The 24,196-nt window shown below is 60.4% G+C and carries 29 protein-coding genes; 8 read left to right on the top strand and 21 right to left on the bottom strand.

Annotation, left to right across the window (positions count from 1 at the left end; all coding sequences use genetic code 11):
• Nucleotides 1-6 precede the first annotated feature (6 nt).
• Entirely contained in the window at nt 7-504 is a 498-nt protein-coding gene (gene accB, locus OLX72_RS18350) for an acetyl-CoA carboxylase biotin carboxyl carrier protein (protein ID WP_114872196.1), read from the bottom strand.
• Between the two features lie 234 nt (nt 505-738).
• Between accB and OLX72_RS18345 the strand changes: the two genes are divergently transcribed.
• On the top strand, nt 739-2,247 hold the full coding sequence (locus tag OLX72_RS18345) for an AMP-binding protein (RefSeq protein WP_433989282.1): 1,509 nt from the start codon (nt 739-741) through the stop codon (nt 2,245-2,247).
• Entirely contained in the window at nt 2,244-3,047 is an 804-nt protein-coding gene (locus tag OLX72_RS18340; RefSeq protein WP_114869789.1) for a 3-hydroxybutyrate dehydrogenase, read from the top strand. The genes OLX72_RS18345 and OLX72_RS18340 overlap by 4 nt, the downstream gene beginning before the upstream one ends.
• Here OLX72_RS18340 and OLX72_RS18335 read toward each other — a convergent pair.
• From OLX72_RS18335 to OLX72_RS18310, 6 genes are all read right to left on the bottom strand, one after another.
• Nucleotides 3,012-3,332, bottom strand: a complete 321-nt coding sequence (locus OLX72_RS18335) for a hypothetical protein (RefSeq protein ID WP_114869790.1) — start codon at nt 3,330-3,332, stop codon at nt 3,012-3,014. The two genes, OLX72_RS18340 and OLX72_RS18335, sit on opposite strands and share 36 nt — an antisense overlap.
• Before the next feature lie 142 nt (nt 3,333-3,474).
• Nucleotides 3,475-4,230: an ABC transporter ATP-binding protein gene (locus OLX72_RS18330; protein ID WP_433989281.1), complete on the bottom strand. Its 756-nt coding sequence runs from the start codon at nt 4,228-4,230 to the stop codon at nt 3,475-3,477.
• A 21-nt stretch (nt 4,231-4,251) separates the two neighbouring features.
• Nucleotides 4,252-5,007, bottom strand: coding sequence for an ABC transporter ATP-binding protein (locus OLX72_RS18325; protein ID WP_114869792.1), 756 nt, complete (start codon nt 5,005-5,007; stop codon nt 4,252-4,254).
• An 11-nt stretch (nt 5,008-5,018) separates the two neighbouring features.
• The gene (locus OLX72_RS18320) at nt 5,019-6,218 is read right to left on the bottom strand and encodes a branched-chain amino acid ABC transporter permease (protein ID WP_114869793.1); all 1,200 of its coding nucleotides are present in this window, start codon (nt 6,216-6,218) and stop codon (nt 5,019-5,021) included.
• 3 nt (nt 6,219-6,221) lie between these two features.
• Nucleotides 6,222-7,253 (bottom strand): branched-chain amino acid ABC transporter permease, encoded by a 1,032-nt coding sequence (locus tag OLX72_RS18315; protein ID WP_114869794.1) that lies wholly within the window; start codon nt 7,251-7,253, stop codon nt 6,222-6,224.
• Between the two features lie 95 nt (nt 7,254-7,348).
• Nucleotides 7,349-8,740 carry a substrate-binding protein gene (locus OLX72_RS18310; RefSeq protein WP_114869795.1) on the bottom strand — a complete coding sequence of 464 codons (1,392 nt, stop codon included), beginning with the start codon at nt 8,738-8,740 and terminating at the stop codon, nt 7,349-7,351.
• A gap of 238 nt (nt 8,741-8,978) precedes the next feature.
• On the opposite strand from OLX72_RS18310, the gene OLX72_RS18305 reads away from it, so the two are divergent.
• From OLX72_RS18305 to OLX72_RS18285, 5 genes are all read left to right on the top strand, one after another.
• A complete protein-coding gene (locus OLX72_RS18305; RefSeq protein WP_433989280.1) occupies nt 8,979-10,289 on the top strand; it encodes a helix-turn-helix domain-containing protein in 1,311 nt (436 codons plus the stop codon).
• 102 nt (nt 10,290-10,391) lie between these two features.
• Entirely contained in the window at nt 10,392-10,760 is a 369-nt protein-coding gene (locus OLX72_RS18300) for a response regulator transcription factor (protein WP_114869796.1), read from the top strand.
• A gap of 41 nt (nt 10,761-10,801) precedes the next feature.
• Entirely contained in the window at nt 10,802-11,146 is a 345-nt protein-coding gene (locus OLX72_RS18295) for a hypothetical protein (protein ID WP_205389191.1), read from the top strand.
• Nucleotides 11,146-13,833, top strand: coding sequence for an ATP-binding protein (locus tag OLX72_RS18290; RefSeq protein ID WP_433989279.1), 2,688 nt, complete (start codon nt 11,146-11,148; stop codon nt 13,831-13,833). Before OLX72_RS18295 ends, OLX72_RS18290 begins: the two co-directional genes overlap by 1 nt.
• Nucleotides 13,834-13,909: 76 nt before the next feature.
• The gene (locus tag OLX72_RS18285; protein WP_433989278.1) at nt 13,910-15,007 is read left to right on the top strand and encodes a FliM/FliN family flagellar motor switch protein; all 1,098 of its coding nucleotides are present in this window, start codon (nt 13,910-13,912) and stop codon (nt 15,005-15,007) included.
• Nucleotides 15,008-15,028: 21 nt separating this feature from the next.
• Here OLX72_RS18285 and OLX72_RS18280 read toward each other — a convergent pair whose 3' ends face one another.
• Genes OLX72_RS18280 through OLX72_RS18265 form a run of 4 tightly spaced genes read right to left on the bottom strand, consistent with a single transcriptional unit; the run spans nt 15,029 to nt 17,198 of the window.
• A complete protein-coding gene (locus OLX72_RS18280; protein WP_114869799.1) occupies nt 15,029-15,457 on the bottom strand; it encodes a TIGR01244 family sulfur transferase in 429 nt (142 codons plus the stop codon).
• 11 nt (nt 15,458-15,468) lie between these two features.
• Complete coding sequence (locus OLX72_RS18275; protein ID WP_114869800.1) at nt 15,469-15,900, bottom strand: DUF6691 family protein; 432 nt, start codon at nt 15,898-15,900, stop codon at nt 15,469-15,471.
• Nucleotides 15,900-16,325 carry a YeeE/YedE family protein gene (locus OLX72_RS18270; protein ID WP_114869801.1) on the bottom strand — a complete coding sequence of 142 codons (426 nt, stop codon included), beginning with the start codon at nt 16,323-16,325 and terminating at the stop codon, nt 15,900-15,902. The genes OLX72_RS18275 and OLX72_RS18270 overlap by 1 nt, the downstream gene beginning before the upstream one ends.
• A 9-nt stretch (nt 16,326-16,334) precedes the next feature.
• Complete coding sequence (locus OLX72_RS18265) at nt 16,335-17,198, bottom strand: MBL fold metallo-hydrolase (protein ID WP_114869802.1); 864 nt, start codon at nt 17,196-17,198, stop codon at nt 16,335-16,337.
• 278 nt (nt 17,199-17,476) lie between these two features.
• On the opposite strand from OLX72_RS18265, the gene OLX72_RS18260 reads away from it, so the two are divergent.
• Nucleotides 17,477-17,692 carry a hypothetical protein gene (locus OLX72_RS18260; protein WP_114869803.1) on the top strand — a complete coding sequence of 72 codons (216 nt, stop codon included), beginning with the start codon at nt 17,477-17,479 and terminating at the stop codon, nt 17,690-17,692.
• A gap of 20 nt (nt 17,693-17,712) precedes the next feature.
• On the opposite strand, the gene OLX72_RS18255 is transcribed toward OLX72_RS18260, so the two are convergent.
• Genes OLX72_RS18255 through OLX72_RS18210 form a run of 10 tightly spaced genes read right to left on the bottom strand, consistent with a single transcriptional unit; the run spans nt 17,713 to nt 24,190 of the window.
• Nucleotides 17,713-17,937: a hypothetical protein gene (locus tag OLX72_RS18255; RefSeq protein ID WP_433989277.1), complete on the bottom strand. Its 225-nt coding sequence runs from the start codon at nt 17,935-17,937 to the stop codon at nt 17,713-17,715.
• A 52-nt stretch (nt 17,938-17,989) separates the two neighbouring features.
• The gene (locus OLX72_RS18250) at nt 17,990-18,805 is read right to left on the bottom strand and encodes an energy transducer TonB (RefSeq protein WP_114869805.1); all 816 of its coding nucleotides are present in this window, start codon (nt 18,803-18,805) and stop codon (nt 17,990-17,992) included.
• Entirely contained in the window at nt 18,802-19,182 is a 381-nt protein-coding gene (locus tag OLX72_RS18245; RefSeq protein WP_114869806.1) for an ExbD/TolR family protein, read from the bottom strand. The genes OLX72_RS18250 and OLX72_RS18245 overlap by 4 nt, the downstream gene beginning before the upstream one ends.
• A gap of 4 nt (nt 19,183-19,186) precedes the next feature.
• The gene (locus OLX72_RS18240; protein WP_114869807.1) at nt 19,187-19,564 is read right to left on the bottom strand and encodes an ExbD/TolR family protein; all 378 of its coding nucleotides are present in this window, start codon (nt 19,562-19,564) and stop codon (nt 19,187-19,189) included.
• Nucleotides 19,564-20,196, bottom strand: a complete 633-nt coding sequence (locus OLX72_RS18235) for a MotA/TolQ/ExbB proton channel family protein (protein WP_114869808.1) — start codon at nt 20,194-20,196, stop codon at nt 19,564-19,566. Before OLX72_RS18235 ends, OLX72_RS18240 begins: the two co-directional genes overlap by 1 nt.
• Nucleotides 20,193-20,984 (bottom strand): cobalamin-binding protein, encoded by a 792-nt coding sequence (locus OLX72_RS18230; RefSeq protein ID WP_205389194.1) that lies wholly within the window; start codon nt 20,982-20,984, stop codon nt 20,193-20,195. Before OLX72_RS18230 ends, OLX72_RS18235 begins: the two co-directional genes overlap by 4 nt.
• Nucleotides 20,984-21,649, bottom strand: coding sequence for an adenosylcobinamide amidohydrolase (locus tag OLX72_RS18225; protein WP_114869810.1), 666 nt, complete (start codon nt 21,647-21,649; stop codon nt 20,984-20,986). Before OLX72_RS18225 ends, OLX72_RS18230 begins: the two co-directional genes overlap by 1 nt.
• Complete coding sequence (locus tag OLX72_RS18220; RefSeq protein ID WP_114869811.1) at nt 21,646-22,404, bottom strand: ABC transporter ATP-binding protein; 759 nt, start codon at nt 22,402-22,404, stop codon at nt 21,646-21,648. Before OLX72_RS18220 ends, OLX72_RS18225 begins: the two co-directional genes overlap by 4 nt.
• Nucleotides 22,401-23,381, bottom strand: coding sequence for a FecCD family ABC transporter permease (locus OLX72_RS18215; protein WP_114869812.1), 981 nt, complete (start codon nt 23,379-23,381; stop codon nt 22,401-22,403). The genes OLX72_RS18220 and OLX72_RS18215 overlap by 4 nt, the downstream gene beginning before the upstream one ends.
• A complete protein-coding gene (locus OLX72_RS18210; RefSeq protein WP_433989276.1) occupies nt 23,378-24,190 on the bottom strand; it encodes an ABC transporter substrate-binding protein in 813 nt (270 codons plus the stop codon). The genes OLX72_RS18215 and OLX72_RS18210 overlap by 4 nt, the downstream gene beginning before the upstream one ends.
• Nucleotides 24,191-24,196: the final 6 nt, after the last annotated feature.

Raw genomic sequence — 24,196 nt, 5'->3', positions numbered from 1 at the left:
AACGCCTTATTCCAGGATCACCAATGGCGCACCATATTCGACGGCACCACCGTCTTCGACCAGAATTCGTTTCACGGTTCCGGCGCGGGGTGCGGGAATGTGGTTCATCGTTTTCATCGCTTCCACAATCAGCAATGTATCGCCTTCCGCCACCTGTGCGCCGACCGAAATGAACGGCGCCGCGCCGGGTTCGGCCTGCATATAGATTGTGCCCACCATCGGGGATGTGACCGCGCCGGGGTGGCTGGCCGGATCATCCGCGGCCTGGGCCGCAGGGGCAGGGGCTGCGGCCGGCGCTGCCGCGGCGGCATGGGCTGCGGGCGCGGGGGCGCTTGAAACCTGTGTGACCACCTGTTGCGGTGCCATCCGGCTGACGCGCACGTTCAAACTGTCGTCCTCGCCGTATTCGCGTTTGACCTGCAATTCCGTCAGATCGTTTTCGCGCAACAATTCCGCCAGCGCCTGAATAAAGGCAACGTCTGCATCGTGATTGCTTTTTGTCATGGGATCCTCGACCGCTTCGTTTGGTCCGTCTTGATGCGAACCGTTTTGATGTTGACGCCGCTTATAGGTCATGCGCGCGCACATGAAAAGAAGCGACGTTCCATCCCGGTCAAGAAGGCGGTGCCCCGGATTTTCGAAAAAGCTGCAATGTCCTGCATTCGGACATGGACCCGACCGTTTTCGGGCGTAAACTTGCAAAGATCAGCATCGCAACACGACGCAAGGATAAAGGCTATGAATATCGGGTTTTGGCTGCATCGCCGCGCCCAGACGCACGGGGGCGATCCTGCCCTTTTTCTGGGGCGTGATCTGGTGGCGGATTATGCCGGGTTTCACCGAAAGGCCGCACAGGTCGCGGCCTGGCTGATGGCCCAGGGGTTGCAGCCCGGCGATCGGGTGGCGATTTTCATGAAAAACTGCCCCGATTATCTGATTGTGCAATACGGTATCTGGTACGCAGGCGCGGCGGCGGTGCCGATCAACGCAAAACTGCACCCGCGCGAGGCGGCGTTCATTCTGGGCGATTCCGGTGCTGGAATCACATTTTCATCGCCCGGTCTTTCCGAACCCGTGGCCGATCTTTGCCCTGATACCCGCGTCGTGGATGTGACCACCCCGGCCTATCACCAGATTTTTTCGCTTCCGCCTTTGGGCCAGCCGACACCGCGTGCGCCGGATGATCTGGCGTGGTTGTTTTATACATCGGGCACCACCGGACAGCCCAAAGGCGTGATCATCACGCACCGTATGCTGGTGTCGATGTCGCTGTGTTATCAGACCGATTGTGAACTGGTAACGCAGGATCACACCGCGCTTTACGCCGCCCCGATGAGCCATGGTGCCGGTATCTACAACATGATGCATGTGCGGGCAGGCGCGCGCCATGTGTGCCCGGTTTCGGGCGGCTTTGACGAGGCCGAGATTTTCGATCTGGCGCGCCACTTCGGCAATGTGCAGATGTTTGCCGCACCGACCATGGTCAAGCGGATGACGCAGGTTGCGGTGGCAACGGGCGAAACCGGTGCCGGCTTGCGCACGATCATCTATGCGGGCGGGCCGATGTATCTGGCCGATATCATCGAAGCGGTCGATCACTTTGGCCCAATCTTTGCGCAGATTTACGGACAGGGCGAATGCCCGATGGGCATCACGGCACTGGCGCGCGATGATGTGGCAGACCGCACCCATCCCCGCTGGCGCGAACGCCTGCAATCGGTCGGGCGGGCACAATCCGCGGTCGAGGTGCAGATCGGCGACAGCGCTGGTGTACCCCAGCCTGTCGGCACCCATGGCGAAATCCTGGTGCGCGGCGATACGGTGATGCCGGGCTACTGGAACAATCCGGGCGCCACCGCAAAGACGATCGTGAACGGCTGGTTGATGACGGGGGACATGGGGTTCATGGACGATGACGGCTATGTCACGATGCAGGACCGGTCCAAGGACATGATCATTTCCGGCGGGTCCAACGTTTACCCGCGCGAGGTCGAAGAAGTGCTGTTGATGCATCCCGACGTTTTCGAGGTGTCTGTTGTCGGGCGCACCCATCCCGACTGGGGCGAAGAGGTGGTGGCCTTTGTGGTGGGCAGCGCCGATTCTGCCGCGCTGGACCAGTTGTGCAATGACAATATCGCCCGTTTCAAGCGGCCAAAGGCCTATTTTACCCTGCCGGACCTGCCCAAGAACAATTACGGCAAGGTGCTGAAGACCGAATTACGCAAACGGCTGGAGGACATGACATGACCGATCTTGCAGGGAAAACCGCACTTGTCACCGGATCGGTTCAGGGTATCGGGCTGGCCGTGGCGCGGGTGCTGGCGCGCGCCGGCGCGCGCATCGCGGTGCACGGACTGGCCGGGGATGCGCAAATTTCTGACGTGTGCGAAACACTGGAAAACGATGGTGCCCCGCAGGCCGAATTTTTCCATGGCGACCTGCGCAATGCCGACCGGATTGACGAACTGATGGCTGCGGTGCAGGCGTGGGGCGGGGCTGATATTCTGGTCAATAATGCGGGTGTTCAGCACACCGCGCCTTTGGCGGAAATGCCGCGCGAGAAATGGAACAATATCCTGTCGATCAACCTGTCGGCTGCGTTTCACACCATGCAAAAGGCATTGCCGGTGATGGCGGCGCGCGGTTACGGGCGCGTGATCAATATCGCCTCGGTGCACGGGCTGGTGGCCTCGAAAGACAAGGCGCCCTATGTCGCGGCCAAGTTCGGCCTTGTGGGGTTAAGTCAGGTGGCCGCGCTGGAATATGCCACCGCGGGTGATCGCGCCAAAGGCGGTGTAACAGTCAACTGCATCTGTCCCGGCTGGACTGAAACCGCAATTATCGCACCCCAGATCGAACAGCGCGCGGCCCGGCACGGCGGCGACCGCGCCGCCGGAATCGCCGATCTGCTGCGTGAAAAGCAACCCAGCCAGCGGCTGTCAGACCCGTCCGAGATTGGCGAACTGGCGCTGTGGCTGTGTAATCCTGTGGCCCACAACCTAACCGGCACCTCAATCCCGATCGACGGGGGATGGACGGCCCAGTAGCGCACCGTTGGCGTCCTCGGCCTGACGGTCCAGTTTCTCCGCCTGTTCGGCCAGCAGCGTTTCAATTTCGATCTGGATCGCTGAAGGTGGCGGTGCCGGTTCGTTGTCCCGCGACCACAAGGCAGGACGCGGCACATCGGGTGCGCCGAACCGGCCATTGCCCAAAGCGGTGCCTGCCGGGTTCAGCGGCGCAATTTCGGGTTTGGGTTTGCGGATTTCTGGCAGCGACCAAGGATGGCCGGTGCTAAGCGGGGCCTGAATCCCAGGCGGTATCGCGATTTTCATACTGACTCCGTAACCGTATCGGAGCCCTCACCCGCATGAAGCCTAGATTAACCCGGATTGAAAATGTGTTAATGCGCCAGCCGCATTTCCTTAAAAATCGCCTTAGCCGATAGCGGGGCAGGGTGCCCCGCCGCCGTCTGTGTCAGATCGCCAGATATTCGGCGCGCAACTGTTCGTTTTGCAGTACCTCATCTGCGCTGCCGTCAAAGACGATGCCGCCAGTGTCCAGAATAACCGCCCGGTCAGCCAGTTGCAGCGCGCGCACCGCGTTCTGTTCGACGATCACAGTGGTGATCCCCTGTTCCTTGATCACCATCAGGGTCTTTTCGATCTCGTCGACGATGACAGGGGCCAGCCCTTCGTAAGGTTCATCCAGCAACAGCACCTTGATGTCGCGCGCCAGTGCCCGCGCGATCGCCAGCATCTGCTGTTCGCCGCCCGACAGGGTTGTGCCCTCTTGCGTGCGGCGTTCGCCCAGACGTGGGAACAGTTCATAAAGACGGTCAAGCGACCAGCCGACAGGTGGCGCGATTTGCGCAAGCTTGAGGTTCTCTTCGACTGTGAGGCCGGCGATGATCCGTCGGTCTTCGGGGACAAGGCCCAATCCGACAGCCGCCGCCTCATAGCTTTTCATTTTGTGCAAGGGTTGGTGATCAAGCCATATTTCGCCCTTGGCCAGCTGCGGATTGTCCAGCCGTGCGATGGCGCGCAAGGTTGATGTCTTGCCAGCGCCGTTGCGGCCCAGCAGCGCCAGAATTTCGCCTTCGTGCACGTTAAAGCTGATGCCCTGCACGATATAGCTTTCGCCGTAATAGGCGTGCATGTCCCACACCGACAGAAAGGCGGGGGCGGTCGAGGCCATATTGGCGTTCTTGGAAAAATCCGGTTTGACGTTCATGGTGTGTGTCCCTTTCGCCGCTTACGCGCTTTCGCCCAGATACGCTTCGCGCACTTTGGGGTGGCCCTTGATGTTTTCGGGCGAATCTTCGACCAGTGGGGTGCCCTGTGCCAGAACGGTGATCCGTTCCGCCAGCGAAAACACGACGTGCATGTCGTGTTCGATAATGGCAATTGTGATGTCGCGTTCGTCCTTGATCTGTTTCAGCAGATCAATGGTGTTGTTGGTGTCCGCGCGGGCCATGCCCGCCGTGGGTTCATCCAGCAACAACAGGCGCGGCTGCTGGCTCAGGCACATGCCGATTTCAAGGCGGCGCTTGTCACCGCGCGACAGTGATGCCGCGTGCATATGCCGCTTGTCGATCATGTTCATGTCTTCCAGCATGCTTTCGGCTTTTTCGATCAGATCACGTTCGTTTTCGACCTTTTCGATCGCGTGCATCCGAAATGCGCCATCGCGTTTGGCAAAGCAGGGGATCATCACGTTTTCAAACACCGTCAGATCGCCAAAGATTTCCGGCGTCTGGAACACACGACTGATGCCCATCTGGTTGATTTCGTGCGGGGCGCGGCCCAGAACCGATTGCCCGTCAAACATAACCGATCCGGTATCGGGGATCAGTTTGCCGACCAGACAGTTCAGCAATGTGGATTTGCCCGCACCGTTCGGACCGATGATCGCGTGAACAGAGTTTTCCGCAACGCTAAGGTTGACATTGCCCAGGGCCTGAAGGCCCCCGAACCGTTTGTTGACGTCTTTGACTTCAAGAATACCCATTGCCCGTCTCCTTATTCCGCAGGCTGCTTGGCAGCAGGATCATCGCCGTCTTCGGCCTTGTTGCGGCGAAACAGGTTGAGGATCTTTTGTCCGCCTTCGACCAACCCACCGGGCAGGAAGATGACAACCAGCATGAACATGATGCCCAATGTCAGGTGCCAGCCTTTGCCGATGAACGGATAGACCAGTGCAATCAGCAAATCCTCGATCCCGTCCGGCAGCCAGTAGAACCACTGGTGCAGGATATTTTCGTTGATCTTGGAAATGATGTTTTCCATGTATTTGATGAAACCTGCGCCAAGGATCGGCCCGATAAGCGTTCCGGCACCGCCCAGAATGGTCATCAGAACGACCTCACCGCTGGCGGTCCAGAACATGCGTTCCGCGCCGACCTGCGTATCCATCGCCACCAGCAGACCACCGGCCAGACCGGCATACATGCCCGAGATAACGAACGCCGCCAACGTGTAGGGTTTGGGATCAAGCCCGGTATAGTTCATGCGCTGCTGGTTCGATTTCACCGCCCGCAACATCATCCCAAAGGGCGAGCGGAAGATGCGGATCGACAGATAGAAGGCCAGTATCATGATCAGTCCGGCAAGGTAATACCCGACGTTGAACGTGAACAGCCAGCTGCCAACCGACATTTCGTAGGTCGATGTCATTTCCAGACCGAACAGGTTTGCCCTGGGTGTTGCACCGTCCGTCAAAGGGGCATCCAAAACACGCGGATCAAACGCTTTGGGCTGCAATCCGGTTTCACCACCGGTAATCGGCGTCAGTACCGAATAGGCCAGCGAATAAGACATCTGTGCAAACGCAAGGGTCAGGATGGAAAAGTAGATGCCCGACCGGCGCAGCGAGATCCACCCCACCAGCAGCGAAAACACACCGGCCACTGCGACAGAAACAAGGATCGCGGGGATCACGTTCATCGTCAGCAGTTTCATCATCCAGATACCGGCATAGGAACCGACACCCAGAAAAGCGGCGTGGCCAAAGCTGAGATATCCGGTCAGGCCGAACAGGATGTTGAACCCGATGGCAAAGATGCCAAAGATCACAAAGCGCTGCATCAGGTCGGGATAGCCCGCGTTGAATTGCGCCAGTTCAGATCCTTCGGGGAACGGGTTCAGGATAAAGGGTGCCAGTATCGTCAGGGCGATGACGACCACGAACAGACGAAGATCACTTTTGTTCAGTCCAAACATGGGTCAGTCCTCCATCACGCCTTTGCGGCCCATCAGGCCACGCGGACGCGTCAATAGAATGATAATGGCGATCAGGTAGATGATGATCTGGTTGATACCGGGCAGGAACGAAACAACCTGCGCCATCGACGCAAAGCTTTCGACGATGCCCAGCAGGAAACCGGCCAGCACCGCACCCGGCAGGGAACCCATGCCACCAACAACAACCACAACGAAGCTGAGCACCAGAAAATCCATGCCCATGTGATAATTGGGTGAATTGATCGGCGCGTACATCACCCCGGCAAGGCCGGCGACACAGGCGGCAATGGCGAACATGATGGTAAAGCGTTTGTCGATGTTGATGCCCAGAAGGCCAACGGTTTCACGATCGGCCATACCGGCCCGCACGACCATCCCGAAGGTGGTGAATTGCAGGAATGCAAACACCGCACCGATGATCAGCGCCGCAAAGGCAAAGTAGACCAGCCGCCAGTAGGGATAGATAATCGTTCCGGCATCAAAGCCCAGCATCACCCCGAAATCAAAGCTGCCGCGAAACGCGTCGGGGGCAGGGGTGGGGATCGGGTTGGCGCCGTAAAAATACTTGATGATTTCCTGTAGCACGATGGCGAGGCCGAAGGTCACAAGGATCTGGTCGGCGTGCGGGCGCTTGTAGAAATATTTGATCAGGCCGCGCTCCATCACAAAGCCGACGACAATCATGATCGGGATCGCAAACAGAATGGCAAGCGGTACCGACCATTCGATCAGTGACGAACCCATTTCCGGGCCGAACCACTTTTCAACATAAGGTGTCTGGATTTTCGATGGGTTGCCCAGAAAATCAAGCTGCGTTTCGTCAATGGTTTCGACTGACAGGGTCAGTATCTTGTTCAGGGTGACGGCGCAGAACGCCCCCAGCATGAACAGCGCGCCATGCGCAAAGTTGACAACGCCCAGCGTGCCAAAAATCAGGGTTAGCCCCAGGGCAATCAGCGCATAGGCGCTGCCCTTGTCCAACCCGTTTAGGATTTGCAGAATAATTGCGTCCATGACGACACCCCGTCCCGTAGTGATGCCCGTATTTTTTGGGCGTGTTTGACCGCGCGAAGTGGATCGCGCGGTCTGTTTTTGTCAGATGAAAAAGATCAGGCGCCCGGGTTACACTGACCCAGATCGCCACCGGCAACCTGCGGGTGGTCGGGTTCGTACCAGACCTGAGCCGCCGGTGTGACTTCGACGATTTCCAGAAGGTCGAATTCCGATGTCGGGTTTTCTTTACCCTTCACAACCAGAACGTCCTTGAAGCACTGGTGATCCGCATTCCGGTACAGTGTCGGACCGTTGCCCAGACCATCGAACAGGAAGCCCGAGTTGGCTGCGGAATCGATGCCCGGCATGGAATCTCCGGCGCCTGTCAGGGCTTCGCCAACCGCACAGGGGTTGAAGCTGCCCGCACGTTCCACAGCATCCGCATAAAGCAGCGCCTGAACATAGCAGGTGTGCGCCGCCTGGCTGGGCGGGAAGCCGTATTTGGTACCAAAGGATTTCACGAACGCCTTGGAGCCTTCATCCTGCAGCGACCAGTGCCAGTTTGTCGAACCAAAGATGCCCTTCACGTTTTCGCCGGCCCCTTTGGCCATCAGACGCGAATAAAGCGGAACGATGATTTCGAACTTCTTGCCGTTGACCATACGATCGCGCAGGCCGAACTGAACGGCGTTGGTCAGCGAGTTGACCATGTTGCCGCCGTAGTGGTTCAGAACCAGAACATCGGCATCCGATTGCAGAACCGGCGTGATGTAAGAGCTGAAGTCGGTCTGTGTCAGCGGTGTCTTTACCGTTTCAACAGTTTCCCAGCCCATTGCCTCGGTCGAAGACCGGACAGCTTCTTCTGTGGTGTAGCCCCAGTTGTAATCCGCTGTCAGGTGATAGGCCTTGCGGTCTGTACCATAGGCGTTTTTCAACACCGGAGCGAGCGCGGCACCGGACATGTAGCTGTTAAAGAAGTGACGGAAGCCATTGGCTTTCTTGTCTTTTCCGGTTGTATCGTTCGAGTGGGTCAGACCCGCCATAAAGATAACACCGGCTTCCTGGCACAAGGCCTGAACGGCCACGGCCACACCCGAAGACGATCCGCCGGTGATCATCACCGCGCCGTCTTTTTCGATCATCGACTTGGCCGAGGCACGGGCCGCATCAGATTTTGTCTGAGTGTCGCCTGTGACGTATTCGACTTTCTTGCCCAGAATACCGTTGCCTTGCAGGGCTTTGGAACTGAACGTGTTCATCATGCCGCCGTCGCCGCCACCGTTCAGGTGTTCGACCGCCAGCTCGTAAGCGCGCAGTTCGTCCGCGCCCTCGTCTGCATAGGGGCCCGACTGTGGCACGTTAAAGCCAAGTGTGACTGTCGATCCCGTCGGCTCGTTCGTGTGGGCCGAGACGGATGATGCTGTAAAGATTGTCGGCAGCGCAAGACCGGCACCGGCCACAGCACTGGTTTTCATCAAGCCGCGACGCGTAAAGTTTGATTTGGACATTAAATCCTCCCATTTCGTGAAGTGCGCAGCGGGCTCCTCTCCTCGCAGCGCGGGCACAGTTTGTGCAAAGTCATTATCACCCTCTTGATGAAAATTGCGCAACAAGTCCCTTGAAGCGCACGATTATTTTGTAAATAATTGCACAAGGAACAGGGGTGGTTTGTAAATTTCATTATGTTGCGGTGCAGAAAGCCATTGATAAGCTTTGATAATCGCGGCGGCAAAAAAGGTGACAGATATGGCACGTGATACACTGACCGGCAGCCGTATCCGCGAGCGGCGCATAATGGCGGGTTTGCGGCAGGCCGATCTGGCGCGCCAGATCGATATTTCGGCCTCTTACCTCAATCTGATCGAGCATAACCGCCGCAGAATCGGCGGAAAACTGTTGCTGGATATCGCGCGCGTTCTTCAGGTAGAGCCTTCGATGCTTGCAGAAGGCGCCGAGGCCGCGCTGATCGCGATCCTGCGCGAGGCGGCGGCAGACGCAAAATCGGTATCGGCAGAAACCGACAAGGCCGATGAATTCGCCGGGCGGTTTCCCGGTTGGGCGGAAGTGCTGGCAAAATCGCATCGCCGCGTGGCATCGCTGGAACGCACCGTCGAAACCCTGACAGACCGTGTAACCCACGATCCGCAACTTGCGGCGTCCCTGCATGAAGTGTTGTCGACCGCAGCGGCGATCCGTTCAACCGCGTCCATTCTGGCCGAAACGCAGGAACTGGAACCGGAATGGCGCAACCGCTTTCACCGTAACATCAACGAAGACAGCGCCCGCCTTGCCGAAAGCAGCAAGGCGCTGGTCGGATATCTGGATTCGACCGACGCCCAGCAGGATGATCTGATTTCCCCGCAGGAAGAGGTCGAGGCGCTGCTGGCGGATCAGGGCCATTTCTTTGCCGCGCTGGAAGTAGATGCACCGGACATCCGCAAGATCATCGAAACCGAACCGCGCCTGACATCCGCTGCGGCCCGCCACGTGGCGCGCGGCGTGATGGAACAATATGCCCGCGATGCGGCCGCAATGCCGCTGGATCAATTCCACGCGGCCCTGCTGGAAATCGGGATTGATCCGATTGCGCTCGCGCGCCGGTTCGGTGTGCCGGTCCAGTCGGTGCTGCGCCGTCTGGCGGCCATGCCCGAAGGCACGCCGGGTTCCAATACCGGCCTTGTGGTCTGTGACAGTTCCAGTGCGATGCTGTTTCGCAAGGCGATCGAGGGCTTTTCCGTGCCGCGCTTTGGCACATCCTGCCCGCTGTGGCCGCTGTTTTCCGCCTTCAGCCGCCCGATGACGCCGATCTGCCAACGGGTGGAACAGATCAGCAGGGACGCATCGCAATTCGATTGTATTGCAATTGCGCATCCGATTGGCGAACCGGCCCTTAACATGGACCCAATTTACCATTCCACGATGCTGATCGTTCCGGCCAGCCAGGCCGTGCTGCCTGTCGCGACACCGGGAAAACCGGTGGGAAGTACCTGCCGCGTCTGCACGCGTGAACGCTGTATTGCGCGCCGCGAACCGTCGATCCTGAATGAAGGGTTTTGACAGCATCGCTAAAACTGGGGATAGTCTTGAAAAGACACAACACAAAATCCTGAACAAACAGGATCAAAGCGCACTGCGGACCTTGGGGAGGGGATCGCTGATATGAACCGACACGTTCTGTTGATCGAGGATGAACAAAACATCATCGAAGCGATCAGGTTTCTGCTGTCGCGTGACGGCTGGCGGGTTGATACCCATTCCAACGGTCATGATGCAGTGGATGTGATCCGCGCCGCGCGTCCTGATCTTTTGATCCTTGATGTTATGTTACCCGGAAAAAGCGGCTTTGATATTCTGACAGAGCTGCGCAGCAAGCCCGACACGCTGAAACTGCCTGTCCTGATGCTGACCGCACGGGGGCAGTCGCGTGACCGCGAAATGGCGGAAAAGGCGGGTGCAAGCCGGTTCATGACCAAACCGTTTTCGAATGCCGAGGTGCTGGACGCCGTGCGCGAGCTTGTCGCGGTTTGAAACTGCGCGCACCGGCATCTGCGCGAATGTAGGGACAGGGTATGACCCAGACGGACAAAACCGCCCCGGCCCCCAAACGCGGAAAACGCGTTTTTCTGGAACCCCAGACCTATCGGCGGCGCCGTTTGATGGACGGTGCCCGCATCCTGCCGGCTTTGGGGCTTTTGTTGTGGACGGTGCCGGTGCTGTGGCCGACAGGGACAGGCCCGGACATACGGCCTGTGATGCTGTCCAATGCAATGCTGTACATATTTCTGGTGTGGCAGGGCCTGATCCTTATCGCCCTGGGTATCTGGATCAAGGCGCGGGGCGTTCTGGAAGATGAAGTTGATCCGCAGGACGAGCCGTTCCCGCTGACACAGACGCATCTGGACGAGGACGGCTGATGGCAACGCTGAACCTGCTGATCCTTGCCTGTCTGGGCTATGTCGCGCTGCTGTTTTTGGTGGCCTTCGCGGCGGAACGTGCGGCCCTGCGCGGGCAGGGCGGCTGGCTGCGCTCGCCCCTTGTTTATACGCTGTCGCTGTCGGTCTATTGCACCGGCTGGACGTTTTATGGCGCGGTCGGGTACGCGGCACGTTCGGGCATGGAATACGTCACGATCTATCTGGGCCCGACACTTGTTGTCATCGGTTGGTGGTGGCTGCTGCGCAAACTGGTGCGGATCGGGCGGGCGCAACGGGCCACGTCCATCGCCGACCTGATTTCGTCGCGTTACGGAAAATCCAACCTGCTGGCCATTGTCGTGACCCTGATGGCGGTCGTTGGCGTGACGCCCTATATCGCCCTGCAACTGCAATCTGTGGCGTTGTCTGTCTCGGCTTTTGCCCCGCCATCCGGTCCGGATGCGGTGACAATTGATCGCGAATCCTCCGGGTTCTGGGTGGCTTTGGGGCTGGCGCTGTTTGCCATTCTGTTCGGCACCCGCAATCTGAATGCGAACGAACGCCACCACGGCGTTGTCATTGCCATCGCGGTCGAAGCGGTTGTGAAACTGCTGGCGCTGCTTGCCGTGGGCATCTTTGTAGTGTGGGGCGTGGCCGGTGGTGTCAGCCAGATCATGACCCAGATCGATGCCTCGCCCATCGGCGAATGGCAAATGGATCGCAGCCGATGGTCCACATTGACGCTGCTGTCGGCGATTGCGTTTATTTGCCTGCCGCGGATGTTTCAGGTTCTGGTCGTTGAAAACGATGACGAACGCCATCTGCACACGGCGGCATGGGCCTTTCCGCTGTACCTGATGTTGATGAGCCTGTTCGTGCTGCCCATTGCGGTGACCGGATTGCAGATCATGCCTGCCGGATCGAACCCCGATCTGTTTGTTTTGACCGTGCCGCTGGCGCAGGGGCAAGACGGGCTGGCGCTGTTTTCCTTTCTGGGCGGGTTTTCGTCGGCCACATCAATGGTGATCGTTGCCACGCTGGCGCTGTCAACCATGGTGTCCAACCACATCGTGATGCCGATCTGGTTCAGCCTGCGCAGTGGCGGCGCGTCCGTGTCCGGGGATGTGCGCAATGTGATCATTCTGGCGCGGCGTCTGTCGATCTGCGGTATTCTGGCGCTGGGATATGCCTATTACGTGTTTTCGGGCGGCAGTTCGGCACTGGCCGCCATCGGATTGATCTCTTTCGCGGGGGTGGCGCAGTTCATGCCGGCTATGCTCGGCGGCATATTCTGGCGCGGGGCGACGCGCACAGGTGCAATGGCCGGGCTGATCACGGGTTTTGCGGTGTGGTTTTACACGATGCTGTTGCCCAGCTTTGGCACCGGCGTGTTGCTTTCAGCCGAAATTTTTGAAAGCGGGCTGTTCGGCTGGTCATGGCTGCGCCCGCAGGCCCTGTTCGGTATCACCGGCATTGATCCGACCGTGCATGCGGTTATGTGGAGCCTGACACTGAATTCGGCGGCGTTTTTCCTTGTGTCGCTATTCAGTTTTCCCAGCCCGCTGGAACGGTTGCAGGGGGCGCAATTTGTCAACGTGTTTGCCCATTCCGCCAGCCCGCAAAGCTGGACAGGCTCCATGGCCCAAAGCGAAGACCTTTTGATCATGGCGCAACGGCTTGTCGGCGCATCCGAGGCGCGCGCCTTTTTCCGCGCCGAAGCAGTGCGACAGGGCGTGCACGGCCATTTGCCCGAACCGTCCCCCGATTTCCTGCAACGGCTGGAACGCGAACTGGCGGGATCGGTGGGCGCGGCCACGGCACATGCGATGGTGGGCCAGATCGTCGGCGGTGCCAGCGTTTCGGTGCATGATCTGATGGCGGTGGCGGATGAATCCGCACAAATGCTGGAATATTCCAGCCAGCTTGAGGCAAAATCCGGTGAATTGGCGCGCACCGCCCGCAAGTTGCAGGAAGCGAATGAAAAACTGACGCAACTGAGTGTGCAAAAGGATGCGTTCCTGTCCCAGATCAGCCACGAACTGCGCACACCGATGACTTCGATCCGTGCGTTCTCGGAAATCTTGCGGGACACCAAGAAAATCGGCCCCGAAGAAAAAACCAAATACGCATCAATCATCCATGGCGAAGCTATCCGCCTGACGCGCCTGCTGGATGATCTGCTGGACCTGTCGGTACTGGAACACGGGCAGGTCAGTCTGAACATCCAGCAGGGTCGCCTGGGCGATGTGCTGGATCAGGCCGTGGCGGCCGCATTGGCCGGGCAGCAGGATGCACTGACGGTCCGGCGCGATCCCGTGGCGGAACAGGTCGGGTTGAAGACTGATCTTGACCGGTTAAGCCAGGTTTTCATCAACCTGATCGCCAATGCCCGCAAATATTGCGATGCGGACACTCCGGAACTGCAAATCCTCGTCTCCCGTGCGGGGGGCTATGTAACGGTTGATTTTATCGACAACGGCTCTGGCATCCCGAAAGATGACCAGACCCTGATTTTTGAAAAATTCGCCCGCGTCAGCGACCAGAAAGGCAAGGGCGCTGGCCTGGGGCTCGCGATCTGTCGCGAGATCATGTACCGGCTGGATGGCGACATCACCTATCAGCCCGAAATGAACGGCACCGGTTTCCGCGTGCGGCTGCCGGAATCGATGGCGATGGCGGCGCAATGACGGCACCTTCAATCCAATCGTAACCATATGAGCTTTAGGTTTGGCCCCGACCGCATGGCGACAAAGGGCATTCGGAATGAACACAGCCGTCAGGCGCACGGTGCTGCAACGCAAGGTTGACGCGGCCCGTGACGAACAATTCGCGCGCGCCATGTCGCTGCGCAAGGCATTGCGCCTGACATTGCCCAAGGTCGCGGATGATTTGTTCGGGCTGCCCGTGTCCGTGATCGGGATCACCCAGAGTTTGGTACCCCAGACCCGGCTGGTTGATCTGTTCGACGCCGCATCGCTGCTGGTGCTGATGGATGGCCCAAAGGGCGCGATGGCGGCTGTTACGCTGAATGCCGATCTGGTCGGCGCGGTGATCCAGCAGCAAACCACCGGCACGGTATCACCGCCGCCCGCCGCACCAAGGCCCCCGACACGCACGGATGCCGCCCTGTGCGCCCCAATGCTGGACGCGGTTCTGGCACGCAGCGCCGCCCTGCTTGAGGTCGAGGCGGACAGGCGCGTGTTTGCCGGCTTTAAATTCGGTGCCCGTGTGGAAGACGTGCGCACCCTTGGGCTGGCGCTGGATGCACCCGATTTCACGGTGTTTCATCTGACGCTTGACCTTGCCGGGGGCACACGGCAGGGCGACATATTGTTCTGCATGCCGAACCCGGTGCCGGTCATGCCCGCCTGCGCGCCACCTTTGGACCAACACGCAAATGCCCCGCGGCTGGGGCCGATTGTTCTGCTGGCGCCGACAGAATTGACGGCCGTGCTGTGCAAACTGCGCATGCCGCTGTCGCAGGTGCAGGCACTAAAGGCGGGCGATGTGTTGCCGGTGGCGCGTTCGGCGCTGCGCGAAACCGGTGTGCATGTTCAAAGCTGGCGCAGGATCTGTGTCGGGCAACTGGGACAAAGCGGCGGCTATCGCGCGTTGCGCCTGCAACTGGGGGGCGTGCCAAAGCCACAGTTGCACAGCGCAGAACCCCAGGCGCATGCCGATCCGGATCCGGCCAAGGCCCGCGCGGCCCAACCGCCCGAAGTTGGTGATGTACCATCCGGTCCGGCGCAACCGCCACCCGATGCGGGCGGGCAGTTGGCGCCGTTTTCGCCGCTCTCTGGCACGGATGCCGCCCGCAGAACGGGCAATGCCGAACCTACGCATAATGCATCGTTTGAATAGAAAAGCCGTCAGGGCAGGGGATCAGCCCTGCTGCGAAAGTGCCTCAAGCGTCGGGCGCAACCCGTCCAGATCGTATCCGGCAGCTTTGGTTGCGGCCAGAATGTCGCCCGGGGATTGCGTGCGCGCCTGGGACAGGGCCCAGACCACCGAACTGCGTGTGCCGGAGGCGCAATAGGCCAGCACCGGCCCGTCCGCCGACGCAATCAGATCGCTTTGGCGCTGCACGTTGTCGGGTGTCATGGTTGAATGCGTCAGCGGCAGGAAGGCGAAATCAATTCCCGCGCTGGCTGCGGCCTCTTGCATGGTTTCGTGTTGCTGATCGGGCCCGATTTCGGCATCAGGCCTGTTGCAGATGACACGGCTGATCCCGGCCTTTGCCAGTTCGTCAAAATCGGCCGTGTCGATTTGCGGCGACACAAAATAGGTCGGGGTGATCTGTCGCATGTTCATGACAATGTCCTTTAGATCGCGTTCGCAAGTCTGTCCAGTCGCGTGCGGACTGTTGGTGCACCCCACATGCCCGCGAGCATCGCGATCAGAAACACCAGCCCGCCGACCCCCCCGTAGCTAAGCGAGGCAATCGCCGGGCCGGGGCACAATCCTGCCAGACCCCAGCCCATCCCGAACAGGACAGAGCCGACAATCAGGCGGTGATCTATCAACGAGACCGGCGGTTCCGGAAACTGCCCGCCCACCAGAGGAACGCGCCCTGTCGTCAGCCGCCATGCCACCGCCATCGGCAGGATCGCGCCGCCCATCACAAAAGCCAGTGTCGGATCCCATTGTCCGAAGACATCAAGCCAGCCGATCACCTTACGCGTGTCGGTCATGCCGGACAGCATCAAACCCAACCCGAACAAGGACCCTGCCAGCGCCGAAAACAGAATACGCATCAGACGCCCCCCAACAGCAACCGCACCAACGCCACGGTCACAACGCCGGCCAGAATATAGATCATTGTGGCCACGATGCCGCGTACCGACAAACGGGAAATCCCGCACACCCCGTGCCCCGAGGTGCAACCATTCGCAACGCGGGTGCCAACCCCGACCAGCAGCCCGGCCAGCACGACAATCAGAAGGTTCGACGTCAGATAGGTGTCCATACCGGTCACGAACAGCGACGCAACTGCCGGCGCGCCAACCAGCGCCGCCAGAAACACAACACGTTCGGTTGCCTGGGATGATCCGCTGCGATCAACCAGACCGCCGATGATACCGCTTGCCCCCATGATCCGACCGTTGCCAAGCAGGTACACCGCCCCGCCAAGGCCGATCAGAAGACCGCCCAGAAGGCCCATTATCCAGCTTTGTTCCATGAAATGACCCTAAAGTTTGTTGACTGGAACTTTCAGGAACACATCGCCCTGATCATCGGGTTCGGGCATGTTCCCAGCGCGCATGTTTACCTGAAGCGACGGAATGATCAGCTTGGGCATCGCCAGTGTCGCGTCGCGTGCATCGCGCATTTTGATGAAATCTTCGGCAGGTTTTCCGCCACCGATATGCACGTTCAGCGCCTTTTGTTCGCCGACAGTGGTTTCCCAGGCATATTCATCACGCCCCGGTGCCTTGTAATCATGGCCGACAAAAATCCGGGTGGCATCGGGCAAGGCCAGAATTTTCTGGATCGACGCATAAAGTGCCTTGGACGAGCCGCCGGGAAAATCGCACCGCGCCGTGCCAAAATCGGGCATGAACAACGTATCCCCCACAAAGGCCGCATCGCCGATCACATAGGTCATGCAGGCCGGCGTGTGCCCCGGTGTGTGCATCACATCGCCGCGCAACTGTCCGATATGAAAACTGTCGCCCTCGCGAAACAACTGGTCGAACTGGCTGCCATCGCGCTGAAATTCCGTACCTTCGTTGAATACTTTGCCAAATGTGTCCTGCACCACCTTGATCTGGTCGCCGATCCCGATCTTGCCGCCCAGTTTTTCCTGAAGATAAGGCGCGGCCGACAGATGGTCCGCATGGACATGGGTTTCCAGTATCCATTGTACGTTCAGATCGTGTTCCGTGACATAGGCTATGATGGCATCGGCGGATCTTGTGTCTGTGCGCCCCGAAGCGTGATCGAAATCCAGAACGGAGTCCACGATTGCGCAGGCTTTGCCTTGCGGATCGCGAACGATATAGGAAATCGTGTTGGTGGCTTCGTCAAAAAAGGCATGAACAAAAGGTGTCATTGCATCGTGCTCCTATCTGGTATCGAAACAAATAACATTTTTTGCATATGTTTCAAGTTTTTTGCGTCGGCTTGACGCATGTCAAGGCAGGTCGTCAGGTGTCGGACTATCATTGATATTAAGCAATGTTCGCCAATTCAGGTGAAATATTTGGCAGCTTTGTGCCGATCAACGGATTTGGGAATTTTTCACTCTTAAAAAGGTGATCCGGTCATACAATATTTACACCCTGATTGTTGCCTGCACCAAAACAAGACCATTCAAACTGGGAGGATAAAATGTCAGAATTTCCAACATGCCAGAATGCCGAGCAACTTGGCGCCCGGATCATGCGCGCCAGTGAAGATAAACGTCTGTTGTTGCAGCCCGAATTCAACCGTCTGCTGACAAAACTGAAGGCTGCGGGTGTGCGCGTGCCGGCGCATCTGCGTGCACTGGACGACGAATTGCGAGATGAAATGGTCGAGGCGCGATTCGATAACATGCCGGTCTGACGGATCGGAACGTGGGCGTTTCAGCTTAAGAATACGCCCACAACAACCAGCATCAACCCGATTACGGACAGAAACAGAGCGCCCATATTGATCGGCACAACCGATTGTATCGCGGCGCGCAATTCATCGTCGGACAGATTGGCGCGTTTGGCCTTTGCAACGCGAACGATGCACCAGACCAGACCCAGCAGGCCCAGAACAGACAGGCCTGCGCCGGTCGAGACCAGAATTTCCAATAACGCCATTGTTCGATCTCCTTGGGCGCTGCGCTAGCCCAGAACGAAGCGTCCTGCAACCCTATCGCAGGAAACTGAGCGACAGGCTGAAATCATAGGCATCATCGCCCAGACCCTTTGGCGCGGCGTCAAACCGGCCGGCACGCTTGACGGCGCGCATCGCCGCCTGATCAATATCTGCATCCCCCGACGACCGGATCAGGCGCACGGCGCGCAACTGGCCGCTGCGGCTGACGGACAATGCCAGCTTTGCGGTGCCGCCTGCGCTGGTGCCACGCGGAAAGATCATGTTGCGCTGGATCTTGCGATGGATGCGCGCGCCCCATTCGGCGCGCAAGGCGGTGCTTTGTGCCTTGGTCTGCGATTGGGTCTGCGCCGCCCCCGCGGATCCTTTGGCGGCCGTCTGGCCCTGACCAGCGGCTTGTTTCGCTGGGGACGGGGCTGCGGCCCGGGCCGGGCGCGCCTTGGGGCGTGTTGCGGGCGGTGGCGCGGTTTGCGGCACCGGTTCAGCCTGTTGAACAGGCGGCGGGGGCGGTGTGGTATCGATGCTTGGCATCTGGATCGCGGCGGGGGGCATCAGCGCCTGAACGCTGGGCTTTGCCGCAGGCGGCGGGGCCGGCTTTGTCATCACGGCAGGATCGGAAACGGCATCCGGTGCGGGCTGTGCAACCGGGATCGTCTGCGCCACGGTGGGGGGTGTTTGCCATGCCTCGACCAGGGCCGCCTGACTGGCGCTTGCCGCAACAAGGCTTGCACGGTGCGCGCCCTGATCGCCACTGGCGCTGCTGCCCAGTTCGCCCGGTGCGGCGTACCACAAACCCACATGCACACCCGCCGCAAGTGTCGTGAAAACGATGCCTTCGATAAACCGTATCATGGCGCCCCCGTGATCAGCGACACATCTGTCAGCCCCAAAGACGCCAGCCGTGGCAACATCGCCGCCAGAACCTGTGCCTGCAATCCGGCATCCGCACGGATCATCAGCGGTGTGTCAGGCGCATGCCCGACAAGGGCCGCCCACGCGCCGTCACCGGTTTCACCGGCATAGGAAACCGTTCCGTCCGCTGCGACGAACAAGGTGTCTCCGGGCACCGGTGTGTCTGCGCCGGCGGCTTCGGGGGGGATGATATCGAACGGATCGGGTGGGGCGATCTGGGCGCTCATCAAAAAGAAGATCAGCAATAGGAACACCACGTTGATCATCGGAACGATGTTTTCCCGTGGCGGGCGTGACGGGGCGGGTCCAAAATCCATCTGCCTACTCCACCAGAACCAGTTGGCTAAATCCGGCGTTTTGCAGCGCCTCGATCAGGGTTACGATACGCTGCAAATCCGCGCCGTCGCGCGCGCGCAGCAGGATCGGATCGCTGTCCGATTGCATCAGGGCGGGCAGGGCGGCGATCACCGCGTCCACGTCCTGCGGTTGTCCGTTCAGGGCCAGACGTGACGGCGTCACATCAATCAAACGGGGTGGCCCCTGATACGGCGCGCCGGTGCCTGCCGCGGCGACGGGAACGGCCATGTCCTGACCGAACCGCGCGGCCAGCATGAAAAACACCAGCAGCAAAAACACCACGTCAATCATCGGCGTCAGGCTGGGGGTGCGTTTCGCGTGGGGGCGGGCAAAGCTGAACATCAGGCGTCCGGTGTTCCACGAATGAAAATCTGCGTTGCGGTATCTTCCATATCGGCCTGTAAACGGGCGGTGATGCTTTCGAACCAGACCAGCGCCATTGACGCGGGGATGGCCACGGCCATTCCTGCGGCTGTGGTCAGCAAGGCCTCCCATATTCCGCCGGCCAAAGCGGCGGGGTCGGCACGGCTGCCGGCCTCTTGCAGGGCCTGAAACGCGGCGATCATGCCCAGAACGGTGCCTAGCAACCCCAAGAGCGGCGCGATGGTTGAAATCAGTTCCAGCGCGCGCAACCCGCTGCGCGCCTCGGCCAGATCAGCCTTGGCGTGGCGGGCGGTTTCCTCGCGGGCGGCGCTGTCGCTCAGCTTGGGGTCACAGCGCGCGGAAATCGCGACCAGTGCCAGCCGGGCCCGCAGTGATGCACGCCCCGCCAAAGCGTTCAGCGCGCCATCGCGGTCGCCCTTGGCCCACAGGGCCACGGCCCGTTTCGTGGCGGCGCCGCTCCATGCGCCCATACGGGCTAGCCGCCAGACTTTCCACAGGATCAGCGCCAGCATGACCACGCTAAGCCCGGCAATCAGCCACAATGTCGGGCCGCCGCGTTCCAGAAACTGTATCAGTGCCTGTGGCATCATGCGTCCCCCGTGCGCGCGCCCCACAGCGCGCTTTCGATTGCGTCCAGCCCGTCAGTCAGCGCGGCTGGTCCGGGCTGTAATATCAGGGGCGACTTGATTTCGTAAATCCGGTTCCGCGCAACTGCGGGGATCGCCGCCCAACCGGGGCGGGCGCGGATTTTTTGTGGCCGCACCTTTTTCCCGCACCAGGACGCAATGATCACATCGGGCGCGGCGGCGATAATGTCGGACGGGTCCAGAATGCGCGCTTTGGCCCCCTGATGGGCGCGCAAGTGGGCAAACACATCTGTTCCGCCTGCGATCTCGATCAGTTCGGACACCCAGGCGATGCCGGAGATTGGCGGATCATCCCACTCTTCGAAATAAACGCGCGGGCGGGCCGGGCGCGATGTTGCGCGCATATGTTGCAGGCGCGCGGCATAGACGTCGGCCAGTTGGTCGGCCTGTGCGCCACATCCCGTTAGCGCACCGATCACGCGGATCATGTCCAGTATTCCCGCGACAGAGCGTTGGTTGAACGCGTGCACATTGATCCCCGCGCGGATCAGGTCTGCGGCAATGTCGGCCTGCAAATCGCTGAAGGTCAGCACCAGATCGGGTTGCAACGCCAGTATTTTCGGCACATCCGCCGAAGTAAACGCCCCGACGCGCGGCTTTTCGCGCCGCACCTGCGGCGGGCGCACCGCATAACCGGTGACACCCACGATACGGTCCTGCTGGCCCAGCAGATACAGGGTTTCCACGGTTTCTTCGGTCAGACAGACAATGCGTTCGGGGGGATAAGCCATCAGAACACCCCCGCGCGGCGCACGTTCTGCATCCAGTCCTGCCCTCCCGCCAGAACTGCGGCGTAAACGCTTGCGCCGATCGCTTCGCCGACATCGGTGTGCAATCCGGCAAAGGCGATATCACCTGCAGGGGCGGCCATTGCGATACAATCGGTGCCGGTGCCGGTGCTGATGCCGGTCGGCAATTCATGCCCCAGTGCCATCACGGCGGCGGTGCGGGCCTGCGCCACGATGCTTAACGCCTCGATCAGGGCCGCGTCGCTTAACCCGGCAGACACCTGTACCGCCACGTTGATCGTGCCCCAATCCCTGTTTGAGCGATCCATGCGCGCCCCGACATGTTCGGCGTTTGACAGCCCGACAGTGGCAACCGCGCGGGCTTCCACATCCGCGACCCGTACCGTCGCGCTTTCGAACGCGCGCACATCGCGCGATGTCAGAAACGCCACCGCATCCGCCATATCGCGGTCTTGCAACGCATCGCACAGCCATGTTTTCACATCAAAATCCTGCGGCAGATCAGCATTGCGCACCTCGCGCCACAGGATCGTGTCCGCATCGACAAATCCGGGCCGGTTCAGCGCCCAGCTCAGTACACGATGCGGCGCACCCAGCGGCAGCGTCAGCCACGGCCGGTCCAGCACGATGTCGCCCCAGCCGGTCATGTCAGCACCTTGAGCGGTTGAAACACCGGTCCGTCGGGTGTGTCGCGGTAATAGGCGTCAATGCCGAAGACGCGGTGCAGATTGTCGGGGGTCAGCACATCGCCCGGCGCACCATCGGCCACCAGCCGCCCGCGATCCAGCAGGATCAAGCGCGTACAATGACGCGCCGCCAGTCCCAGATCATGCATCGATGCAATGATGGCGTGGCCATCGCGCGCCAGATCGGCAAACACTTGCATGGTTGAAATCTGGCTGGCCGGGTCCAGCCCGGCAATCGGTTCGTCGGCCAGCAACAGCGGCGTGTCCTGCGCCAGCGCGCGCGCGATCAGAACGCGCGCCTGTTCGCCGCCCGACAATTGCGTGGCCGTACGGTCCAAAAACGGGGCCAGCCCCATGCGCGCGACGGCACCATCAATGGCCGCCTTGTCGTCGGGTGACAGGCGCGCGCCTTTGGGCAGGTGCGGAATGCGCCCCAGCGCAATCAGGGTGGCAACATCAACCGGCCATGCAATCTCGCGCGCTTGCGGCATCCACGCCGCGGCGCGGGCGCGATCACGCGCCGGCATCTGCGCCAGCGTCGATGTACCCTCATGCGGCAACAGGCCCAGGGCGGCGCGCATCAATGTGGTCTTGCCGGCGCCGTTCGGCCCGATCAGCCCGATACATTCACCCGCATCCACGGAAAAACTGACCAGATCGACAACAGGGCATTGCCCGCGCCGCACTGTCAGGTTTTGCAACTCCAGCAGGCTCATGCTGTTTCCGCCCGTGTCTTGTAGATCAGGTGCAGGAACAGCGGCGCACCCACCAGCGCCATCAGCACACCCAGTTTCAGATCGCGTTCGGGAAACACCACACGCACGGCAATATCCGCGGCCAGAACCATGGCCGCACCGCCAAGCGCCGAGGCCCATAACAGGCGCGACGGGCGCGCGCCGACAAATGGGCGCAAAAGGTGCGGTACGACCAGCCCGACAAAGCCGATCGCCCCTGCCACAGCGGTGGCCGCCCCGACACTTGCCGCCGTGCCCACGACAAGCGCAAGGCGTACGCGCGGCAGGCGGATGCCCATCGCTTCGGCGGCATCTTCGCCCAGTGTCAGCGCATCGAGACCGCGACCAAGACTGATCAGCAACAGCCAGCCCGCCGCCATGAACGGCAGCGCCAGCCAGACGTGATCAAACGACCGGTCTGCCAGTGATCCCAGCATCCAGAACACGATTTCGGCGGCGGCAAACGGGTTGGGCGACAGGTTCAACACCAGCGATGTCAGCGCCGAAGCCAGCGCCGAAATCGCAATGCCCGCCAGAATAAGCGTGATGGACGACCCGCGCGGCCCAGCCAGCGCAAGGATCAGGCCCACGGCCAGCATCGCCATGCTTAACGCGGCCAGCGGCAGCGCCAGGGCAAAGGCCAGCGCCGCCCCCGACTGGATCGCCAGAACCGCCCCCAATCCGGCCGAAGCCGACACGCCGATCAGCCCGGGTTCCGCCAGCGGGTTGCGCAAGTAACCCTGCATCGCCGCCCCGGCAAGGCCCAGCGACGCCCCCACCATCACCGCAAGCAACGCGCGGGGCAGGCGGATTTCACGCATCACAACACTAAGCGGGGTGCCATCATCAACCACCAGCGCCCGCAGGCCGGACATCGGCGGGGCAACAGAATACCCGGTGACCAGCGACAGCACGAACAAAACCGCACAGACCAGTATCAGAACAATCGCCAGTTTCATTGCGTGCCCCCGATCCGGATGCGCAGATCGCGCATGGCGCGGATCGCATTCAGCACCTGGGGCGTGCCACAAATCCAGTCGCGGTCGGTCAATTCGCCGGCCATGACGGTGCCTGTCAGGGCGTGCAGCGCGGGATGGTTGAAATTGTCCTCGGATCGGGACTGACCGGGATAATCACGGCCCTGAATGATGATATCGGGGGCCAGAAGGATCAATTGTTCAAGCGGAAGCGTTCCGATTGTGGAAATACCGGCCTGCGTGGCCGCATTTTCAAAACCGGCCACATTCAGAATATCCCCCGCCAGCGATTTGTCGCCCGACGTATAGCTGTTCACATAATAAAGCGCGGCGCGCGGGCGATCGGCAGGGGCGTCTTGCAAGGCCGAAAGATCGGCCTTGAAGGCAGCAATCATCCTGTCCGCCTCTGCTTCGCGTCCCAGTGCGCGGCCCATCTGGGCGATCCTGTCGGGCACGTCCGAAAGGGATTGCGCGGGGGCGAACAAAACAACGGGTATGCCCAGATCACGCAGCATGGAAACGGTGGCAGGGTCGGTGAACGTGCCGGCCAGAACCAGATCAGGGTTCAGCATAAACACCTCTTCCGCGCCTGATCCGTTGGTGGGCAGGGCCAGCGCCTTTTCCACACGTGCCGAACTTTTGGGATCATGCGCCAGACGTGAAACCGAAACCAGTTGCCCCGGTGCCGCCAGATCCAGCGCAAGCTGATCCGTGCACAGGTTGACCGATACCACCCGCTGCGGGGCATCGGCCTGTGCCGCTGCGCCGGTGATCCCCAGCGCAGCCAGCAACAATAT

The sequence above is a fragment of the Sulfitobacter sp. TBRI5 genome (assembly GCF_051013555.1).
Classification (GTDB): Bacteria; Pseudomonadota; Alphaproteobacteria; order Rhodobacterales; family Rhodobacteraceae; genus JL08.
The sequence above is the reverse complement of the archived record's forward strand: the minus strand, read 5'-3'. Positions and strand labels throughout refer to the sequence as shown.